Source organism: Lactiplantibacillus sp. 7.2.4 (genome assembly GCF_018991185.1).
Lineage (GTDB): Bacteria > Bacillota > Bacilli > Lactobacillales > Lactobacillaceae > Lactiplantibacillus > Lactiplantibacillus pentosus.
The window spans coordinates 17381-34877 of record NZ_JAGYGS010000013.1 but is presented as its reverse complement, the minus strand read 5'-3'; the positions used below and the strand labels follow the sequence as shown (position 1 = coordinate 34877).

At 46.6% G+C, this 17497-nt stretch carries 12 protein-coding genes; 11 read left to right on the top strand and 1 reads right to left on the bottom strand.

The window, feature by feature from the left end; all coding sequences use genetic code 11:
• Window positions 1-14: 14 nt before the first annotated feature.
• Complete coding sequence (locus KGF70_RS06415) at window positions 15-854, top strand: amino acid ABC transporter substrate-binding protein (protein WP_050339357.1); 840 nt, start codon at window positions 15-17, stop codon at window positions 852-854.
• Window positions 855-1115: 261 nt separating this feature from the next.
• Here KGF70_RS06415 and KGF70_RS06410 read toward each other — a convergent pair whose 3' ends face one another.
• The gene (locus KGF70_RS06410) at window positions 1116-2471 is read right to left on the bottom strand and encodes an aspartate kinase (RefSeq protein ID WP_050339356.1); all 1356 of its coding nucleotides are present in this window, start codon (window positions 2469-2471) and stop codon (window positions 1116-1118) included.
• 209 nt (window positions 2472-2680) lie between these two features.
• On the opposite strand from KGF70_RS06410, the gene KGF70_RS06405 reads away from it, so the two are divergent.
• From KGF70_RS06405 to mutL, 10 genes are all read left to right on the top strand, one after another.
• Entirely contained in the window at window positions 2681-3946 is a 1266-nt protein-coding gene (locus tag KGF70_RS06405; RefSeq protein WP_216767882.1) for a pitrilysin family protein, read from the top strand.
• Window positions 3943-5244 carry a pitrilysin family protein gene (locus KGF70_RS06400; RefSeq protein WP_105962043.1) on the top strand — a complete coding sequence of 434 codons (1302 nt, stop codon included), beginning with the start codon at window positions 3943-3945 and terminating at the stop codon, window positions 5242-5244. Before KGF70_RS06405 ends, KGF70_RS06400 begins: the two co-directional genes overlap by 4 nt.
• A 103-nt stretch (window positions 5245-5347) precedes the next feature.
• Window positions 5348-6220: a RodZ domain-containing protein gene (locus KGF70_RS06395; protein ID WP_050339353.1), complete on the top strand. Its 873-nt coding sequence runs from the start codon at window positions 5348-5350 to the stop codon at window positions 6218-6220.
• A 22-nt stretch (window positions 6221-6242) separates the two neighbouring features.
• On the top strand, window positions 6243-6827 hold the full coding sequence (gene pgsA / locus KGF70_RS06390; RefSeq protein ID WP_003639171.1) for a CDP-diacylglycerol--glycerol-3-phosphate 3-phosphatidyltransferase: 585 nt from the start codon (window positions 6243-6245) through the stop codon (window positions 6825-6827).
• A gap of 464 nt (window positions 6828-7291) precedes the next feature.
• Window positions 7292-8554 (top strand): competence/damage-inducible protein A, encoded by a 1263-nt coding sequence (locus KGF70_RS06385; RefSeq protein ID WP_216767883.1) that lies wholly within the window; start codon window positions 7292-7294, stop codon window positions 8552-8554.
• Between the two features lie 91 nt (window positions 8555-8645).
• Window positions 8646-9782 carry a recombinase RecA gene (gene recA / locus KGF70_RS06380; RefSeq protein WP_050339350.1) on the top strand — a complete coding sequence of 379 codons (1137 nt, stop codon included), beginning with the start codon at window positions 8646-8648 and terminating at the stop codon, window positions 9780-9782.
• 230 nt (window positions 9783-10012) lie between these two features.
• Window positions 10013-11572, top strand: a complete 1560-nt coding sequence (rny, locus tag KGF70_RS06375; RefSeq protein WP_050339349.1) for a ribonuclease Y — start codon at window positions 10013-10015, stop codon at window positions 11570-11572.
• A 123-nt stretch (window positions 11573-11695) separates the two neighbouring features.
• Window positions 11696-12502, top strand: a complete 807-nt coding sequence (locus tag KGF70_RS06370) for a TIGR00282 family metallophosphoesterase (RefSeq protein ID WP_050339348.1) — start codon at window positions 11696-11698, stop codon at window positions 12500-12502.
• A 28-nt stretch (window positions 12503-12530) separates the two neighbouring features.
• A complete protein-coding gene (gene mutS / locus KGF70_RS06365; RefSeq protein WP_216778567.1) occupies window positions 12531-15263 on the top strand; it encodes a DNA mismatch repair protein MutS in 2733 nt (910 codons plus the stop codon).
• A 118-nt stretch (window positions 15264-15381) separates the two neighbouring features.
• Window positions 15382-17427, top strand: coding sequence for a DNA mismatch repair endonuclease MutL (mutL, locus tag KGF70_RS06360; RefSeq protein ID WP_216767885.1), 2046 nt, complete (start codon window positions 15382-15384; stop codon window positions 17425-17427).
• Window positions 17428-17497 lie beyond the last annotated feature (70 nt).

Here is a 17497-nt window from a genome sequence, read left to right as displayed (position 1 = left end):
AGGCGGCATAATAGATGAAGAAAAGATTATTTTCGCTAGGCCTGCTGCTGGTGATGTTGATGGGTGTCGCGACGACATTGAGTGGCTGTGGTCAGAATGTGACGCAGCGTGCGGATACGCAGGACACCTGGTCGACGATCAAAAAGCGGGGCTACGTGGTCGTCGGTTTGGATGATAGCTTTGTGCCGATGGGCTTTCGTGAAAAGTCGGGGAAGTTAGTCGGCTACGATATTGACTTGGCACGCGCCGTCTTCAAGCTGTACGGTATCAAAATTAGTTTTCAAACGATTGACTGGTCCATGAACGCGACTGAATTGCGTAACGGCACGATTGATTTGATCTGGAATGGGTATACGAAGAATCCACAACGGGAAAAAGTCGTGGCGTTTAGCGATACTTATTTGAAGAACAAGCAAGTCTTAGTTTCGTTGAAAAAGAATCATATCAACTCATTTGACGATATGACGGGTAAGACGCTGGGTGTGCAGTCCGGTTCCTCGGGTTATGAATCACTTGAAAATAATCCCAAGCTCCTGAAAGATAAGATTGCTAAGAAGACGCCTGTTCAATACGATACCTTTACGAATGCCTTCTTGGATCTGAATGCCGGCCGTATTAAGGGATTATTGATTGATAGCGTCTATGCGAACTATTATATCAAGCACGAAGCCAATTCAGCGGATTACAACGAAACACAGGGCACTTTCAAGTCCGAAGACTTCGCCGTTGGGATGCGGAAGGGCGATAAGACGATGCGCAAGAAGATCAATGCTGGACTGAAGACCTTGAAAGCTAACGGCACGTTAGACAAGATCAATAAGAAATGGTTTGGTAATCAGAAGGTTGAGAACTAAGTTAGCGTGATTTAAATCAATCGTTATTACTGGACGAAAAAATCTGTTGATAGCCATCAATTTGATGATGGCTATCAACAGATTTTTTAATAGTTTACAATAATATGCCTGTCAGATAGTGGACTCAAACTGGATTCGAGACAACATCTGTTTGGGCTGAATCTAGTTTGAGGTAGCGTGTATGACCAGCAGCTTGACGAACTAGCCCGGTCAGATGAACTTGTCAACTTGTCATGTACGCTAAGCCGACGTCGCTAGTGCCTATGCTTTGAAGAATTCGTGGTACAACGCAACCACTGCTTGATCCGCATCGTTATCGTGCACACCGAACATGATGGAGATTTCGGACGCACCCTGGTTGACCATAATTAGCTTGATGTTGTTTTCGGCTAAGGCAGTTGCTGCCCGGGACATGATGCCGACCCGGTTGCGCATGTTTTCACCGACCAGCATCAGAATCGAGTAGTCATGGGTGAAATAGATTTCATCCGGGTTAATTGCCGCTGAAATTTCGGCAACCAACGTTTTCTCGAGTTCCGGTGTTAATTGGTGTTCATCGAAAATGATGGTCAAATCGTCGATCCCGGATGGCATGTGCTCATAACTAATGTGGTGATTTTCTAAAATCGTTAGAATCTTGCGACCGAGCCCAACTTCCTTATTCAACAGATATTTACGTAAGTATAGTGAACAAAAACTGGAAGAGCTTGCAATACCAGTCACTGGGAAGTCTGGGTTCGGTTCACGCGTTGATTGAATCAGCGTACCTGGTGCTTCCGGATGATTGGTATTTTTGACGTTGACAGTGATGTTGCCTTCAATTGCAGGAATCAAGGCTTCGTCGTGGAACACTGAGAAGCCGGCGTAAGAAAGTTCACGCATTTCGGTAAACGTCATTTCACTGATGGCTGCTGGCTTTTCTACTAGGCTGGGATTGACCGCGTAGATGGCATCGACATCCGTAAAGTTTTCGTAGCGGTCAGCGTTGACGCCACGGGCGATGATGGCACCGGTAATATCGGAGCCGCCGCGTGAAAAGGTACAAATCTGACCATTTCGATTATAGGCAAAAAAGCCGGGAATCACTAAGATTTGTTCGCTATTGGCCCACTTGGCGAGCTGATCGTAGCTACTCTTGATGATTTGCGCATCATCTGGCACGTCCGTGACGACCATACCAGCGTCTTTAGGATCCAAATAGCGAGCGTTGAGGCCACTTTTTTGGAAGACTGCCGCGACAAGTTGCGCGTTCAGCCGTTCGCCATGGGCTTTAAAAGCAGCCATTAAATACGTGTTGTCAGCGTAAGCTTGTTTTGGTAAGTTGCGAATCGTCTCGAAGATCGGTGTCAATTGGGCTTCAGGAACATCGAACCCGTGACCGATCTCTGCATAGCGGTCAATGATCGTATTCATGACGGCTTGCGTATCTTGATGATGAATCGTTTGACGTGCATATTGAATAAGTAAATCGGTGACCTTGGTGTCGCCGTCAAACCGTTTACCTGGTGCTGATACGATCACATATTTACGTTGTTGATCAGCTTCGACGATTGAGAGGACTTTTTGCAGTTGACGACTACTAGCTAGTGAACTGCCACCAAATTTAATTACTTTCACATTAACCGCTCCTTAATTTTATCAATAATGAAAAGAATAGCAGACAAAACGCGACTTGGCAATGTTATTTGTTACTCACGATAATTTAATTTAATGGGTATAATCGCCATTTTGAAACTGATAATGAAAAAATTGGCGTGCATTCAAGACGGAAAGTTGCGTGAACTCGGCCTTTCGCTTATTATTTATTACATATGCAAGGAGGAAAAATGTTGCAAACTCAGTTAGCAAAAGGGGTTCAATTGACGACCGTTGTTAGTCATCAATTTAAAACCAATCAAATTATGATTAATTTTCGTGCACCACTGGATCGGTCGACGATCACTCAGCGGGCACTACTCTCAAACTTATTAGAAACGAGTTCCGCAGACTATCCTGACCAGCGGACGTTAGCCAATGCACTCGCAGCCATGTATGGCGCAGCGTTTGGTGCCGGTGTCAGTCGTAAGGGGCCGACACATAATTTACAATTAGCGATTACGGTGGCCAATGAACGCTATTTAGCCACGGATCAGCCATTGACTAATCAGGCTATTCAATTCTTACAACGGGTCATTTGGCAGCCGCTCGCCAGTGATCACCAGTTTGACCAAGCGACATTTGACCGGCAAAAAACCAATTTAGAGGCGGCAATCAAATCGGTTGCTGACGATAAGCAATACTATGCGGCCCAACAACTAAATGCGGCATTGTTCGCCAATGAACCGGCCCAACAAGTTCCGAGCTTTGGGGTGATTGACGATTTAGCAGCCATCGATGCACGATCACTTTATCGTTACTATCAGCAACTGTTACAAGATGACCAAATCGACATCATTGTGACTGGTGATATCGATGAAGCGGCTGTGCTGGAACAATGGCAGCAAGTCGGGTTTGAAGACCGGTCAACGGGTCGGCCACGGCCATTTTATCAACATCATAATCTAAAAGACTACGTTGAAGTTCATGAAGAACAAGCGCTCAGTCAAGCTAAGCTGAACCTCGGGTACGATTTCCCTGTGTTCTATCGTGGCGATCACTACTACGCGGCACTCGTTTTCAATGAATTGTTTGGGGGTTCACCGTTATCCAAACTTTTCACTAATGTGCGCGAGAAAGCGAGTCTGGCCTACTATGCCAGCAGTTCACTCGATACCTTCCGTGGTGTGCTGAAAGTGCAAGCCGGAATCGATGGTAAGAATCATGACCAAGTGTTGGCGATTATTGCGGATCAGTTAACTGCGATTCAAAACGGCGACTTCACGGATAACCTCGTTGACCAACTCAAATTGGGGCTGATCAACGACTTTGAATCCAGTCTGGATAGTCAACGAACCGTTGCCGTTCAAACGTTGATTGACGATTTGACGCAACAGCACGTGTCAGACGCGGACTGGTTACGTCAGATTCAAAGCGCCACACGCGAACAGATTATTGCGGTTGCAAAAATGGCGACCCTGAATAACGGCTTTTTCTTAAGTGGGGAGTCCAAATGAAAGTAAAAAAATATGATCAATTTAATGAAAGTGTTTATCAAGCCAAGCTAGCTAACGGGTTGACCGTGACCATGCTACCGAAGACCGGTTATCACAAAACATATGCCACGTTGACCACCAACTATGGTTCCATTGATAACACCTTTGTGCCTGCGGGCAGTACTGAATTGCAACGTTTTCCAGATGGAATCGCGCATTTTCTAGAACACAAAATGTTTGAGAAGGCTGACCACGACGCCTTTCAAATCTTTGGTCAGTATGGGGCCAGTGCCAACGCCTTTACCAGTTTCACTAAAACCAGCTATTTGTTTTCGGCGACGCGTCATCTCAAGGAAAATTTGACGACCTTACTGGACTTTGTTCAGGACCCATACTTTTCAACGGCAACCGTCGAAAAGGAGAAGGGCATCATCGGTCAAGAAATCGAAATGTACGATGATGATCCAAGCTGGCGCTTGTACTTTGGTATGATTGGTAATTTATATCCTAATCACCCATTACAGTATGATATCGCGGGCACAACTGATTCGATTGCTAAGATTACCGCGGATGATCTATACGCAGCATATCGCACGTTCTATCACCCAGAAAATATGACGTTATTTGTGGTTGGTAATTTTGATCCAGATGAAGTGCTGGCACTCGTCAAAGCCAATCAAGACGCCAAAGACTTCACTGCTTTTCAGCCAATTGAACGTAAGATTCCTGAAACGGCTGCTGACGGTCATGACATTATTCCTTATCGGACGATTGACATGCCAGTCAACCGTGCCAAGTCAATCGTGGGGGTCAAAGGCCTCGTGCCGATTGAAAGTGGTGCGGCAGCGCTCAAGTATCGTGCTGCAGTCAATGTTTTATTAGAATTATTATTCGGTGATACTTCAGCCGATTATTTACGGTTATATGATCAAGGCATCATCGACGATACGTTTGGTTATGATTTTGAATTGCAAAATGGGTTCAACTTCGTCACGTTTAGTGGTGAGACCGACGACCCTGCGCAATTTGATACGGCCATTATTGACGTCTTGGAAAATTGGCGTCGGTCGGTGATTGACCAGGACGATGCGTTGGCCTTAGTTAAAAAGGAAATGATTGGCCGGGTCGTCTTTATGGCTAACTCCCTGGAGGCCGTTGCTAATCGTTATGATCAGCGCTTATTTGGAACGGCGACGATCTTTGATGAGCCAGCGGTTATTGATAGCTTGACCTTGGATGATTTAACCGCTGTTGCTGAGCAGTTATTGCAATCACAGGCGATTAGTGAATATCAAATTCGGCCACAAGCAAAGAATTAAAGAAATCTGAAATTTAGTTGTCATGGGGCTGCTAAATTTAGTTGCTGTGATATACTATTAACCGTAAGATTTTGAAAATAGACTTAGGGTGGAGAAAAAGTCAATGAGTGAAAATAACGAAGAAAAAACAACGATTGGGGCGCGTCTAAAAGCCGCCCGGACAGCGAAAGGGCTTACGATTGATGATTTGCAGCAAATCACCAAAATTCAAAAGCGCTATTTGATTGCTATTGAAGACGAACAGTTTGACAAGTTACCGGGTGATTTTTATGTCCGGGCGTTTGTTAAGCAGTATGCGGATACGGTCGATCTCGATGGCAACGCGCTGTTAGAAGAATATCGTGACGAGTTGCCAAGTGTGCACACTGAAAAAATCGTTGATAACGTTGATGAAGTTCAACCGACCCGGGTGGCCAGTCGTGAGCAACCCGCTTCACCAGCCAACCGTGTTCGAAATTATCTACCGACGATCATTATTACGGCCATTGTCGTTTTGATTCTTTTGTTTATTTGGTTTATGGCAGTTCGGACGCATGCTGGCTCGAGCTCTAGTACGAGTGCGGACAGTTCGTCGGTCCAAGTTTCAAGCTCGAAGAAGAAAGTCAGTTCATCGAAGGCTAGTTCTTCGGCCAAATCTAGTTCTAAGGCTTCTTCGACCAAGGAACAGACGATTAAAGCCAACGGTAGCAGTGATACGGCCTTTACGTTAACGAATGGTGCCGACAAGAACAAAGTCGTTATCAAGTCAAGCAAGGCTGCTTGGACGTCAGTCACGACTAATGGTAGTCAGACTTGGCAAGGCACGTTGTCAGCGAACGGCTCACATACGTTAACGCTGCCAAGCAATGCGAAGACGGTCAAGTTCCAATTTGGTAACGCTACTGAAACCACCGTCACCATTAATGGGAAGGCGTTCAACTTTAATCCGAACAACAGCAGTTCTAAAGTTCGGACAATCACGTTAACCATCAAATAGTGTTGCGGAGGAGGCGGGTACTTTGAATTTACCTAATAAATTGACCGTGTTTCGCATTATCTTGATTCCGGTGTTTATTTTGATTATGGTCTTACCCCTGAATTGGGGGCAAGTGGTGTGGGCTGGTACAATGATTCCAGTCACCCAGGTTGTGGCAACGGTGATTTTTGCGGTCGCTTCGTTAACCGACTTAGCGGATGGGAAAATCGCCCGGGGACAACATTTAGTCACTAACTTTGGAAAGTTCGCGGATCCACTTGCGGACAAGATGTTAGTGATGACGGCTTTCATTATTTTGGTGCGGATGAATGCCGCTCCTGATTGGGTCGTTGCAATTATCATGTGCCGGGAATTAGCAGTGACGGGCTTACGCTTGTTGATCGTTGAAAACAACGGTAAGGTCATGGCAGCTGCCATGCCTGGTAAAATTAAAACGACGACACAGATGATTGCCATTATTTTCTTGTTGTTGAATAATGTGTTGTTTGCAGCGATCAACGTGCCATTTGCACTGATTATGCTGTACATCTGCCTATTCTTCGTCATCTATTCTGGCGTGGACTACTTCGTCCAAAACCGGGATGTTTTCGCAGATGGGTTTAAATAAGCTTGATTGAAACGTCTCACCGAGCGGGTTGCTTGGTGGGCGTTTTTTATTTGGAATGGTCTGTTTAAACGGTAAGTTCAATGTCAAAGTCTGTAGCATCGGATTCCTGTTCGTCAGCCGATGCGCGTCTGATTCCGACTTCCGGGGCCGGCTGACAATTGCTGGAACGTAAGCCGGTGTAGGAGGTTACCACCACTGCAAATTTGCGCCAACTCGCCCTATTTTCCAGCGTTTCTAAGCTGGCTGCTTTTGAACTTAAGGAATAGCATGATTGAATCATCCTTAACGCTAAAGAATAATCAGCACAACGCGTAGCCAGTTTTATCAAGTTAGCCGAATTGCGAGAAAAAAAGGTAATCTTTTTAATGGGGTCGGACTTAATTTTCGTATATACTAAATGTAGGACGCGCTGAACGGCGCCCACATTGGATGTAATCGTTGTGATTACGAGGAGGTTCTTTGGCATGCAGGCAGAGATAATCGCGGTCGGCACCGAGATTTTATTAGGACAAATCACGAATACGAACAGTACGCACATTGCACGTGGACTGGCTGAGTTAGGCATTGACAGTTACTATCAGACGGTGGTGGGTGATAATCCGCAACGGCTGTCAGCGGTAATTGAAATTGCGGCGCAACGTAATGATTTAGTGATTTTAACGGGTGGTCTCGGACCGACTGCGGATGATTTAACGAAGCAGACATTGGCACATTATTTAAATGTACCGTTAGTCGAAGATACGGCAGCAATGCAAAAAATCACCGACTGGTTTGCAAAAAATGAACAGGTCATGACCGCTAACAACCGGCAACAAGCACTGTATCCGCAAGGCGCTCAGCCGTTAGTCAATCATAACGGCATGGCGGTCGGTGCGTTTTATCAATCGCCTGACAGTGCGGATTTCTTATTGTTGCCAGGACCACCACGTGAGTTAGCGGTGATGTTTGACCGGGAAGCTAAGCCGAAGCTGGCAGCAGCTTATGGCGATCAGGCTCAGATTTATTCGCGGGTGATGCGGTTTTACGGGATAACCGAATCGGCACTTGCGACCAAGTTACAACCGCTAATTGACAATCAGACGGCGGTGACGATTGCACCGTATGCCAAGACGAATGAAGTGACCTTACGTTTGAGTGCCCAGGCTAAGACTGAGTCGGCTGCCAAAGCGGCGATCGACCAAGTTGACCAACAGATCAAAGCGTTGATTGGACGCTATTTCTATGGCTACGGTGATGATAATTCATTGGTCAACGTGGTGGTAAAACAGTTGATTGATGCTAACTTGAGCATTACGGCCGCTGAAAGCTTAACCGCAGGCTTGTTTCAGAGTACCCTTGGGAGCGTGTCAGGTGTTTCGGCAGTTTTTCCAGGTGGCTTTGTGACGTATGCAAATGAAGTTAAGCATCAGCTGGTCAATGTGCCTCAAGACATCATTGATACCGATGGGGTGGTGTCCGAGGCAACTGCTAAAGCAATGGCTTTAGGCGCACAACAGCAGCTACAGACGGACGTTGCCGTCAGTTTCACCGGTGTTGCAGGTCCCGATAAGCTAGAAGGGCAACCGGCTGGCACGGTTTGGATTGGCTTAGCTTATCGGCAGCAAGCGCCAATTGCCCAGCAATTCCACTTTGCTGGGGGACGACAACGTATTCGTCAGCGCAGCGTGATGGCCGGATTAGACCTATTACGGCATGCATTGTCGTCGGATTCGACACTGAAAAAATAATACGAACTTTTGTTCGCTTTTTGCTTGCAATTCTAGCTGTGAACAGCTATGATATTAAGAGTCAGAAACGAGCACCAAAGGAGGAAATAATTTGGCTGATGCACGGAAAGCAGCACTAGATACTGCCCTAAAAAAGATCGAAAAGAACTTTGGTAAAGGGGCGATTATGCGGATGGGTGACGCTGCCCAGACGACCATTTCAACAATTTCCAGCGGGTCACTAGCCTTAGATGACGCATTAGGCGTTGGTGGTTACCCACGTGGCCGAATCGTTGAAATTTATGGCCCTGAAAGTTCCGGTAAAACGACCGTTGCACTACACGCGGTCGCTGAAGTTCAAAAGCAAGGCGGGACGGCCGCCTATATCGATGCTGAAAACGCCTTGGATCCGGTTTACGCGGAACATTTAGGTGTCAACATTGATGATTTGTTACTTTCACAACCAGATACTGGTGAACAAGGTCTTGAAATCGCGGATGCTTTAGTTTCCAGTGGCGCGGTTGATATCTTAGTTGTCGATTCAGTTGCGGCGTTAGTACCACGGGCCGAAATTGAAGGTGAAATGGGTGACGCCCACGTTGGGTTACAAGCCCGGTTAATGTCACAAGCGTTGCGGAAGTTATCCGGGACTTTGAACAAGACAAAGACCATCGCACTATTTATTAACCAAATTCGTGAAAAAGTTGGCGTGATGTTTGGAAACCCTGAAACGACCCCTGGTGGTCGGGCTCTGAAGTTCTATGCGACGATTCGACTTGAAGTTCGTCGTGCTGAACAAATCAAGGAAGGAACCAACATCATTGGGAACCGTGTTCGGATCAAAGTTGTGAAGAACAAGGTTGCGCCGCCATTTAAGCGGGCCGAAGTTGATATCATGTACGGTCAAGGAATCTCACAAACCGGTGAAATTGTTGATATGGCCGCTGAAAAGGATATTGTTAAGAAGAGTGGTTCATGGTATTCATACGGTGATGACCGGATTGGTCAAGGTCGTGAGAATGCGAAGAAGTACTTGGATGAACATCCAGATGTCATGGCTGAGATTCGTCAAAAAGTCCGGGATGCATACGGCATGGACCAGACGGGTGAAGAAGACGACCAAGCTGATGACAAGTCCAAGGATAAGGCAACTAAACCTAGTGACAAGTCACAGGCACAAGCCAAGCCTAAAAAGCCAGTTGCAACTGAAACATCTTTAGATCTTGATGATTCAAAAACCGATAAATAATCGTTCTTTAGTCAAACGTCCAAAATACTTATTTTGGACGTTTTGTGTACATAATCCGCTGGTTTTCTACTCAGTTAGGGGCGCCGATTGTCCGTTGCCATAAGACTTTAAGTTGACACTGTTCGTTTCTAACATTAGAATAACAAGTGTGTAAATAATCAAAATATAACATCTGAAAATTTGTAGTTGATTTTATGTTAACTGGATTTTGGTGATGCGGAGGTGGAAACATGAATGTTTTCGGTATAATCCTCGCAGTCATCGCAATTGTTGTCGGTTATGGGATTGGTTACTATGTACGCAAGAACGTCCATGAAAAAGAATTGGATGTTGCCAAGAACACAGCCGAAGGTATTATTTCTGAGGCCAAACGGGCAGCGGAGACTCATAAGAAAGAAAAAGTCCTTGAAGCTAAGGAAGAGAGTCATCGTTACCGGGCTGAAGTTGAAACAGAGTTAAAGCAACGACGGAATGAAGTGCAAAAGCAAGAAGACCGGTTGCTTCAACGTGAAGAAACTTTAGATCACAAAGAGAATACTTTTGAAAAGCGCGAGGATGCTTTAGGCAAAAAAGAAGAAAAAGTTGCCAATGAGCAAAAACGTGTCGAACAACAGCAACAAAGTGCAGCTTCACTAATCACGCAACGTCAAGCTGAGTTAGAACGGGTCGCCGCCTTATCACAAGAACAGGCACGTGACCAAATCTTGACCCAGACTCGTGAGCAATTAACGCATGAACGCGCCGTGTTGATTAAGGAAAATACGGATGAAGTGAAAGCGCAGTCTGAAAAAGAGGCTAAGAACTTAATTGTCCAAGCGATTCAACAGAGTGCTGCCGATATGGTCTCTGAGACCACGGTATCGGTTGTCTCGCTACCAAATGATGACATGAAAGGCCGAATTATTGGCCGGGAAGGTCGTAACATTCGAACGCTAGAAACGCTGACGGGGATTGATTTAATTATCGATGATACGCCTGAAGCGGTCGTTCTCAGTGGTTACGATCCGATTCGTCGTGAAATCGCGAAGATCGCGCTTGAAAAACTGATTCAAGATGGGCGGATTCATCCTGCTCGGATTGAAGAAATGGTTGAAAAAGCACGTAAAGAAATGGACGAAAAAATCCGTGAGACTGGTGAACAAGCTGTCTTTGACTTGGGATTGCACGGGATGCATCCTGACTTAATCAAGCTTGTTGGTCGGTTGAATTATCGGACCAGTTATGGTCAAAATGTTTTGAATCACTCAATTGAAGTTGCGAAGTTGGCGGGCGTTTTGGCCGCTGAACTTGGTGAAGATGTTACACTCGCGAAACGCGCAGGATTATTACACGATATTGGTAAGGCCGTCGATCATGAGGTCGAAGGTTCCCACGTTGAAATTGGCGTGGAATTAACAACGAAGTACAAAGAGAGCCCGGTAGTCATCAATACGATTGCTTCTCATCATGGTGATGTGGAAGCGAAGTCGATTATTGCCGTATTGGTTGCAACGTCTGATTCGATTTCAGCCGCGCGGCCAGGTGCTCGGAGCGAGTCATTGGAGAATTACATCCATCGGCTCGAAAAGCTAGAAGCGATTGCTAATGAACAAGCGGGCGTCAAGAAGAGTTACGCTATTCAGGCCGGTCGTGAAATTCGGGTCATCGTTAAGCCAAATGAAATCTCTGATTTACAGGCGACAGTTTTGGCACACGATGTTAAAAAGCAGATTGAAAATGAACTTGAATATCCCGGTCATATCAAAGTTACGGTTATTCGGGAAGTTCGAGCAGTTGATTACGCTAAATAACCGGGAAGTGAGCTTAGGTCTTAACCTGAGCTCATTTTTTTATTTTCCGTCACATTCAAGCGCGTTTTCAAGGCAAAATAATGCTAAAATGATTGGTATAACGTTAAAACAAGGGAGCAATCTATGCGAATTCTATTTGTTGGGGATGTCATGGGCAATGTCGGTCAAACGGCAATTACAACGTACTTACCCAAATTAAAACGGCGCTACAAGCCACAAGTCACGATCGTCAATGGTGAAAATGCCACTCGTGGACGGGGAATCAATGAAGCAGTGTATAAAGATATCCTGACGGCTGGGGCTGACGTGATCACGATGGGCAATCATACTTGGGATAACAATGAAATCTTTGATTTTATCAATGGTGCCAAGAAGTTAGTCCGACCACTGAACTTTCCACCGGCAACGACGCCGGGCGTGGGATATACCATCGTCAAGGTCAATGCGGTCAAGTTAGCGGTCATCAATTTACAAGGCAACGTCTTTATGGGCCAAAACTTAGCGGATCCCTTCACGACCGTGCAACCATTAGTCGCCAAGTTACGTGAGGAGACGCCCAATATTTTTGTTGATTTTCACGCCGAAACGACGAGTGAAAAGGAAGCGATGGCTTGGTACCTAGATGGCCAAGTGAGTGCAGTCGTGGGCACCCATACCCATGTGCAAACGAGTGATGAGCGGGTGCTGCCTAATGGAACGGCCTTTTTAAGTGACGTCGGTTTTACGGGCCCGTATAATGGAATCTTGGGAATGACGCGTGAAAATGTGATTCAGCGCTTCCTTGAACAGATGCCGACCCGTTTCAATGTCCAAGAAGATAGTCCAGCAGTGTTATCAGGGTGTGTCATTGACCTTGATGGCCAGAGCGGGCGAGCAAAAAAGATTGCCCGGATTTTAATCAATCCGGACCACCCATATTTTGATGATTAAGCCTTAAAGATAGAAAGTAGGATTAAGCGTGCCACAAAAAACGAAAGATACGCCGATGATGCGTCAGTACTTAGCAGTTAAAAATCAATATCCCGATGCGTTCTTATTTTATCGACTCGGTGATTTTTATGAAATGTTTTTTGATGACGCCATTAAAGGTGCCCAGTTATTAGAATTGACGCTGACGACGCGGAACCACTCAGCGGAAAATCCGATTCCAATGTGTGGGGTCCCGCATCGTGCAGTGCAAAATTATATTGATATTTTAGTCGATAAGGGCTATAAAGTGGCCATTTGTGAGCAGATGGAAGACCCAAAGCTGGCAAAAGGAATGGTCAAACGAGAAGTGATTCAGCTGGTCACACCGGGGACCACGTTAGAACGTGGGGCGGAACAGGCGAAGTCGAATAATTACCTGACCGCTTTGATTCAAGTCGACAAGCAATATGGTTTCGCGTATGCAGATTTATCGACTGGTGAATTGAAGACTAGTGTCCTGACGACCAACGAAGCACTCGTCAATGAATTAACGAGTTTGCAGACCAAAGAAATCGTGGTCGATGAGTCGGTGCCAGCCGAATTACGCGACCAGATTCAGAAACTCGGTATTCTAATCTCAGAACAAAATCAAGTGACCCCGCAAGCGACACTCAGTTATTTGACGCAAGATTTGACGGTTGATTTAGAAAAGCAGGTTGTAGAACGGTTGTTGATGTATATTACCGTGACGCAAAAGCGGAGTCTGGCGCATTTGCAAAAAGCAGTTGCGTACGAACCGTCGTACTTCTTGAAGTTAGATCATAATTCTAAATATAATTTGGAACTAATGAAGTCGATTCGGACTGGTAAGAAGCAGGGGACCCTGCTGTGGTTGCTTGATGAGACTAAGACGGCGATGGGTGGTCGGTTACTCAAACAGTGGATCGATCGACCATTGATTGTGCAGGACGATATTAAAACGCGTCAAAATAAAGTTGCGGCACTTTTAGACCATTATTTTGAACGCAGTAATTTACAAGAAGAACTGGTCAAAGTCTATGACTTAGAACGTCTGGCCGGACGAGTCGCATTCGGTAGTGTCAACGGCCGGGATTTGATTCAGTTAAAAACGTCGTTACGTCAGATTCCAAAGATTCGCTATATCTTATCTGAATTAGACACGCAAGTTTTCAATGATGAAGTCAATCAGCTGGACCCCGTCGAAGATGTCGCTGACTTGATTGAAGAAGCCATTGTCGAGGATGCACCGTTGTCCGTTACGGATGGTGGCGTTATTAAGGACGGTTACAATCAACAGTTGGATCAGTATCGCGATGCGATGAACAATGGGAAGAAGTGGATCGCGGCACTCGAAGCTCAGGAGCGCGAGGCGACCGGTATCAAGAACCTCAAAATCGGCTTTAACCGCGTTTTCGGTTATTATATTGAAGTGACAAAGGCCAATCTGGCGCAGTTACCGGCTGATCGGTACGAACGTAAGCAAACCTTAACCAATGCAGAACGGTTTAGCACTCCAGAGCTCAAAGAACATGAGAGCCTGATTTTAGAGGCTGAGAGCCATTCTACCGATTTGGAGTACCAATTATTCACGACGGTACGAGAAACGGTTAAAAAGGCAATTCAGCGGCTTCAAACGTTAGCTAAAGCGGTGGCTGCGATTGATGTCTTGCAAAGCTTTGCGGTGGTCAGTGAAGATTACCACTTCGTCCGGCCAACTTTGACTAAAGACCATGATTTAAAAATCGTCGATGGCCGCCATCCGGTCGTTGAAAAGGTCATGGGCAATCAAAGCTATGTGCCAAACGACGTTACCATGGCGCCCGATGAGACGGTTTTATTGATTACCGGGCCGAACATGTCCGGGAAGAGTACTTACATGCGTCAGTTAGCGTTGACGGTCATCATGGCCCAAATCGGTTGCTTTGTCCCCGCAAAATCGGCGCAGCTCCCGATTTTTGATCAGATTTTTACGCGGATTGGCGCAACTGATGATTTGATTTCAGGTCAGAGTACCTTTATGGTCGAAATGCAGGAAGCTAACAACGCGTTACAACACGCAACGGCCAATAGTCTGGTCTTGTTTGACGAAATTGGTCGTGGAACCGCGACATACGATGGGATGGCATTGGCCCAGGCAATCATCGAATTCGTGCATAACCATATTCATGCCAAAACGCTCTTTTCCACGCATTATCATGAGCTGACAGCGCTGGACCAAGAGTTAAGTGGCCTGCGTAACGTTCACGTTGGCGCGACCGAACAGAACGGCGAATTAGTCTTCCTGCATAAAGTCGAACCCGGCGCGGCTGACAAGTCATATGGGGTCCACGTGGCCAAGCTGGCCGGAATGCCAGATAGTTTGTTGAAGCGTGCAAATAAAATCTTAACGAGTTTGGAAAATCAAACCAGCACGGTCTCAACCACGGCTGCATCACTCGCGGCTAGTGATGGGGATCATTCGGCGGCAACAGTGCAATCAGCTAGTGCCCCTGCAACGACCGACAGAGAGCCTGAGAAACAAGCGGCAGCCCCCGCGGATGATGTGGTCGTAGCAGACAGTCGGGGTGATGATGTTACTGCCAAGGCGGTAGTAACTGGCGAACCTACTGATGAACAGCTGTCACTATTTGCTGAACCAACGGTCACTGATCCGAAGAGTGAGAAAGTCTTACAACAATTGAAGAATCTGAACTTAATGGCGATGACGCCAATGGATGTCATGAACCAATTGTACAAGTGGCAACAAAAATTAGGGAAGTAAACGTGCAACACGTTTGCGGCTGAGCTCGTCGGCAGGTTAAAGCTACTGGCTAATCGGCGGCGAACGCTTTTGTCGTGAACAGCACCAGTATTAAATCAAGCAGAAAGGACCGATGGTAATGGGAAAAATTCATGAATTATCTTCCGTGTTAGCGGATCAAATCGCTGCGGGTGAAGTTGTGGAGCGGCCTGCCTCGGTCGTAAAGGAATTAGTTGAAAATGCCGTCGATGCCCACGCCACCCAAGTGGATATTTTAGTCCAAGAGTCGGGGGTCCAGTCGATTCGGGTGATTGATGATGGTGATGGCATTGATGATTCAGAAGTGTTGACGGCCTTTAAACGGCACGCCACCAGCAAAATCACGTCGCGTGAAGATTTGTTTCGCGTGCATTCGCTAGGATTTCGAGGTGAAGCCTTGCCAAGTATCGCGTCAGTCGCGGATGTGGTGATGAATACCAGTACCGGCACGACTGGGACAAGTATTCACTACCGCGGTGGCAAATTGTTGCAACAGGCCCCAGCACCGCTGCGACAGGGGACGGATATTACCGTGACCGATTTGTTTTTCAACACACCGGCCCGCCTGAAATATTTAAAGTCGCCCCAGACGGAACTGGCCAATATTTTAGACGTGGTCAACCGGATTGCACTGAGTTATCCGAGCGTTGCGTTTCGACTCGTGCACAATGCCAAGGAGCTCCTAAAAACGGCGGGGCGCGGTGACCTACAACAAGTGATTGCCGGCATCTATGGTGTACAGAATGCCCGTAAGATGGTGGCAATTGCTGGTGAAACGCCAGATTTCAAGCTAGCTGGTTTTGTCGCGTTACCGGAATTGACGCGTGCCAATCGCCAATATATCACGGTGCTCATTAATGGGCGGGCTATCAAAAATCAACAGTTGACCAAAGCAGTTATCAAGGGTTACGGCTCAAAGTTGATGGTAGGTCGCTATCCGATCGCAGTGATCGCATTAACGATGGATCCGCTACTAGTCGATGTCAACGTTCATCCGACAAAGCAGGAAGTGCGGTTAAGCAAGGAACCAGAGTTGTCGAAGTTGATCAGTGAAACGATTACGGCGCGACTGGTGGATGTCAATTTGATTCCTTCCGCCTTGACCAACCTGGGTAGCCACCGCCGTGAGCATCTCAAAACAGATCAATTGGCGATGGACTTAAACGCTGCGTCTTCACAATATCACGTTGCGACACCTAAAACGAAAGCTAATGCGGCCACTTCGGCTTCAGCTGAACAATTTGCGGCTTCAATTGCGGCCGCAACGACGGCTACCTCGACTTCAGCAGCAACGATTAGTGTGCCAGTCGCATCGGATGTTCCGGCTGAAGCCGCGCCTTCAGCGGTCGAGACTCAATCAGCTTCCACCTCCGCTGAACCAATCATGATTAGTCGGGCTGATGAGCTCGCAACACCGTCTGTCCAAGCCTTTGACCAGCGGTACCAATCTGAAACGGCTGCACAGCCCTTTGGTAAGACCGCTGAGCCTGAAGTGGCCGATTCGACCGCACCCGCACCAACGAGTGAGGCCCCCGGAACGGAACGCTTTCCGCAATTACGCTACTTGGGGCAAATGCATGGGACCTATTTGCTGGCTGAAGCGGACGATGGCATGTATATCTTGGACCAACATGCGGCCCAAGAACGTATCAATTATGAATATTATCGTCAAGCCATTGGTGAGGTGAGTGCTGACCAGCAAAATCTGTTGGTGCCAATTATTCTCGATTATCCCACCAGTGATGTCCTGAAAATCAAGGAAAAGTTGCCGTTGTTGGCAGAATTAGGGCTGCATTTGGAATCGTTTGGCGGTAACAGCTTTATCGTCCATGCCCATCCGACCTGGTTTAAAGCCGGTCAAGAAGAGGATACGATTCGAGAAATGATTGATTGGATCCTACAAGATGATAAGTTGACGGTGGCCCAATTCCGAGAAAAAACGGCCATTATGATGTCGTGTAAACGCGCGATCAAAGCCAATCATCATCTGGATGACCAACAGGCACGGGCCTTGCTTGAAAAGTTGCCGACCTGTGAGAATCCATTTAATTGCCCCCATGGTCGTCCGGTCACCGTTCACTTCACGAATTCTGACATGGAGCGGATGTTCAAACGGATTCAAGATAGCCATGAAGCGCGCGACTAATCGCGTCCTGACTTGAGCGGATTTCAAGATAACAACGTCAAGTATTTGATCAACTAAACTGGACTTGCCA

Bases quoted from the DNA above. Each gene is read 5' to 3' on its own strand.
- KGF70_RS06370 (WP_050339348.1), top strand. From the start codon at position 11,696: ATGCGAATTCTATTTGTTGGGGATGTCATGGGCAATGTCGGTCAAACG.
- rny (WP_050339349.1), top strand. From the start codon at position 10,013: ATGAATGTTTTCGGTATAATCCTCGCAGTCATCGCAATTGTTGTCGGT.
- KGF70_RS06395 (WP_050339353.1), top strand. From the start codon at position 5,348: ATGAGTGAAAATAACGAAGAAAAAACAACGATTGGGGCGCGTCTAAAA.
- KGF70_RS06385 (WP_216767883.1), top strand. From the start codon at position 7,292: ATGCAGGCAGAGATAATCGCGGTCGGCACCGAGATTTTATTAGGACAA.
- KGF70_RS06405 (WP_216767882.1), top strand. From the start codon at position 2,681: ATGTTGCAAACTCAGTTAGCAAAAGGGGTTCAATTGACGACCGTTGTT.
- KGF70_RS06415 (WP_050339357.1), top strand. From the start codon at position 15: ATGAAGAAAAGATTATTTTCGCTAGGCCTGCTGCTGGTGATGTTGATG.
- mutL (WP_216767885.1), top strand. From the start codon at position 15,382: ATGGGAAAAATTCATGAATTATCTTCCGTGTTAGCGGATCAAATCGCT.
- KGF70_RS06400 (WP_105962043.1), top strand. From the start codon at position 3,943: ATGAAAGTAAAAAAATATGATCAATTTAATGAAAGTGTTTATCAAGCC.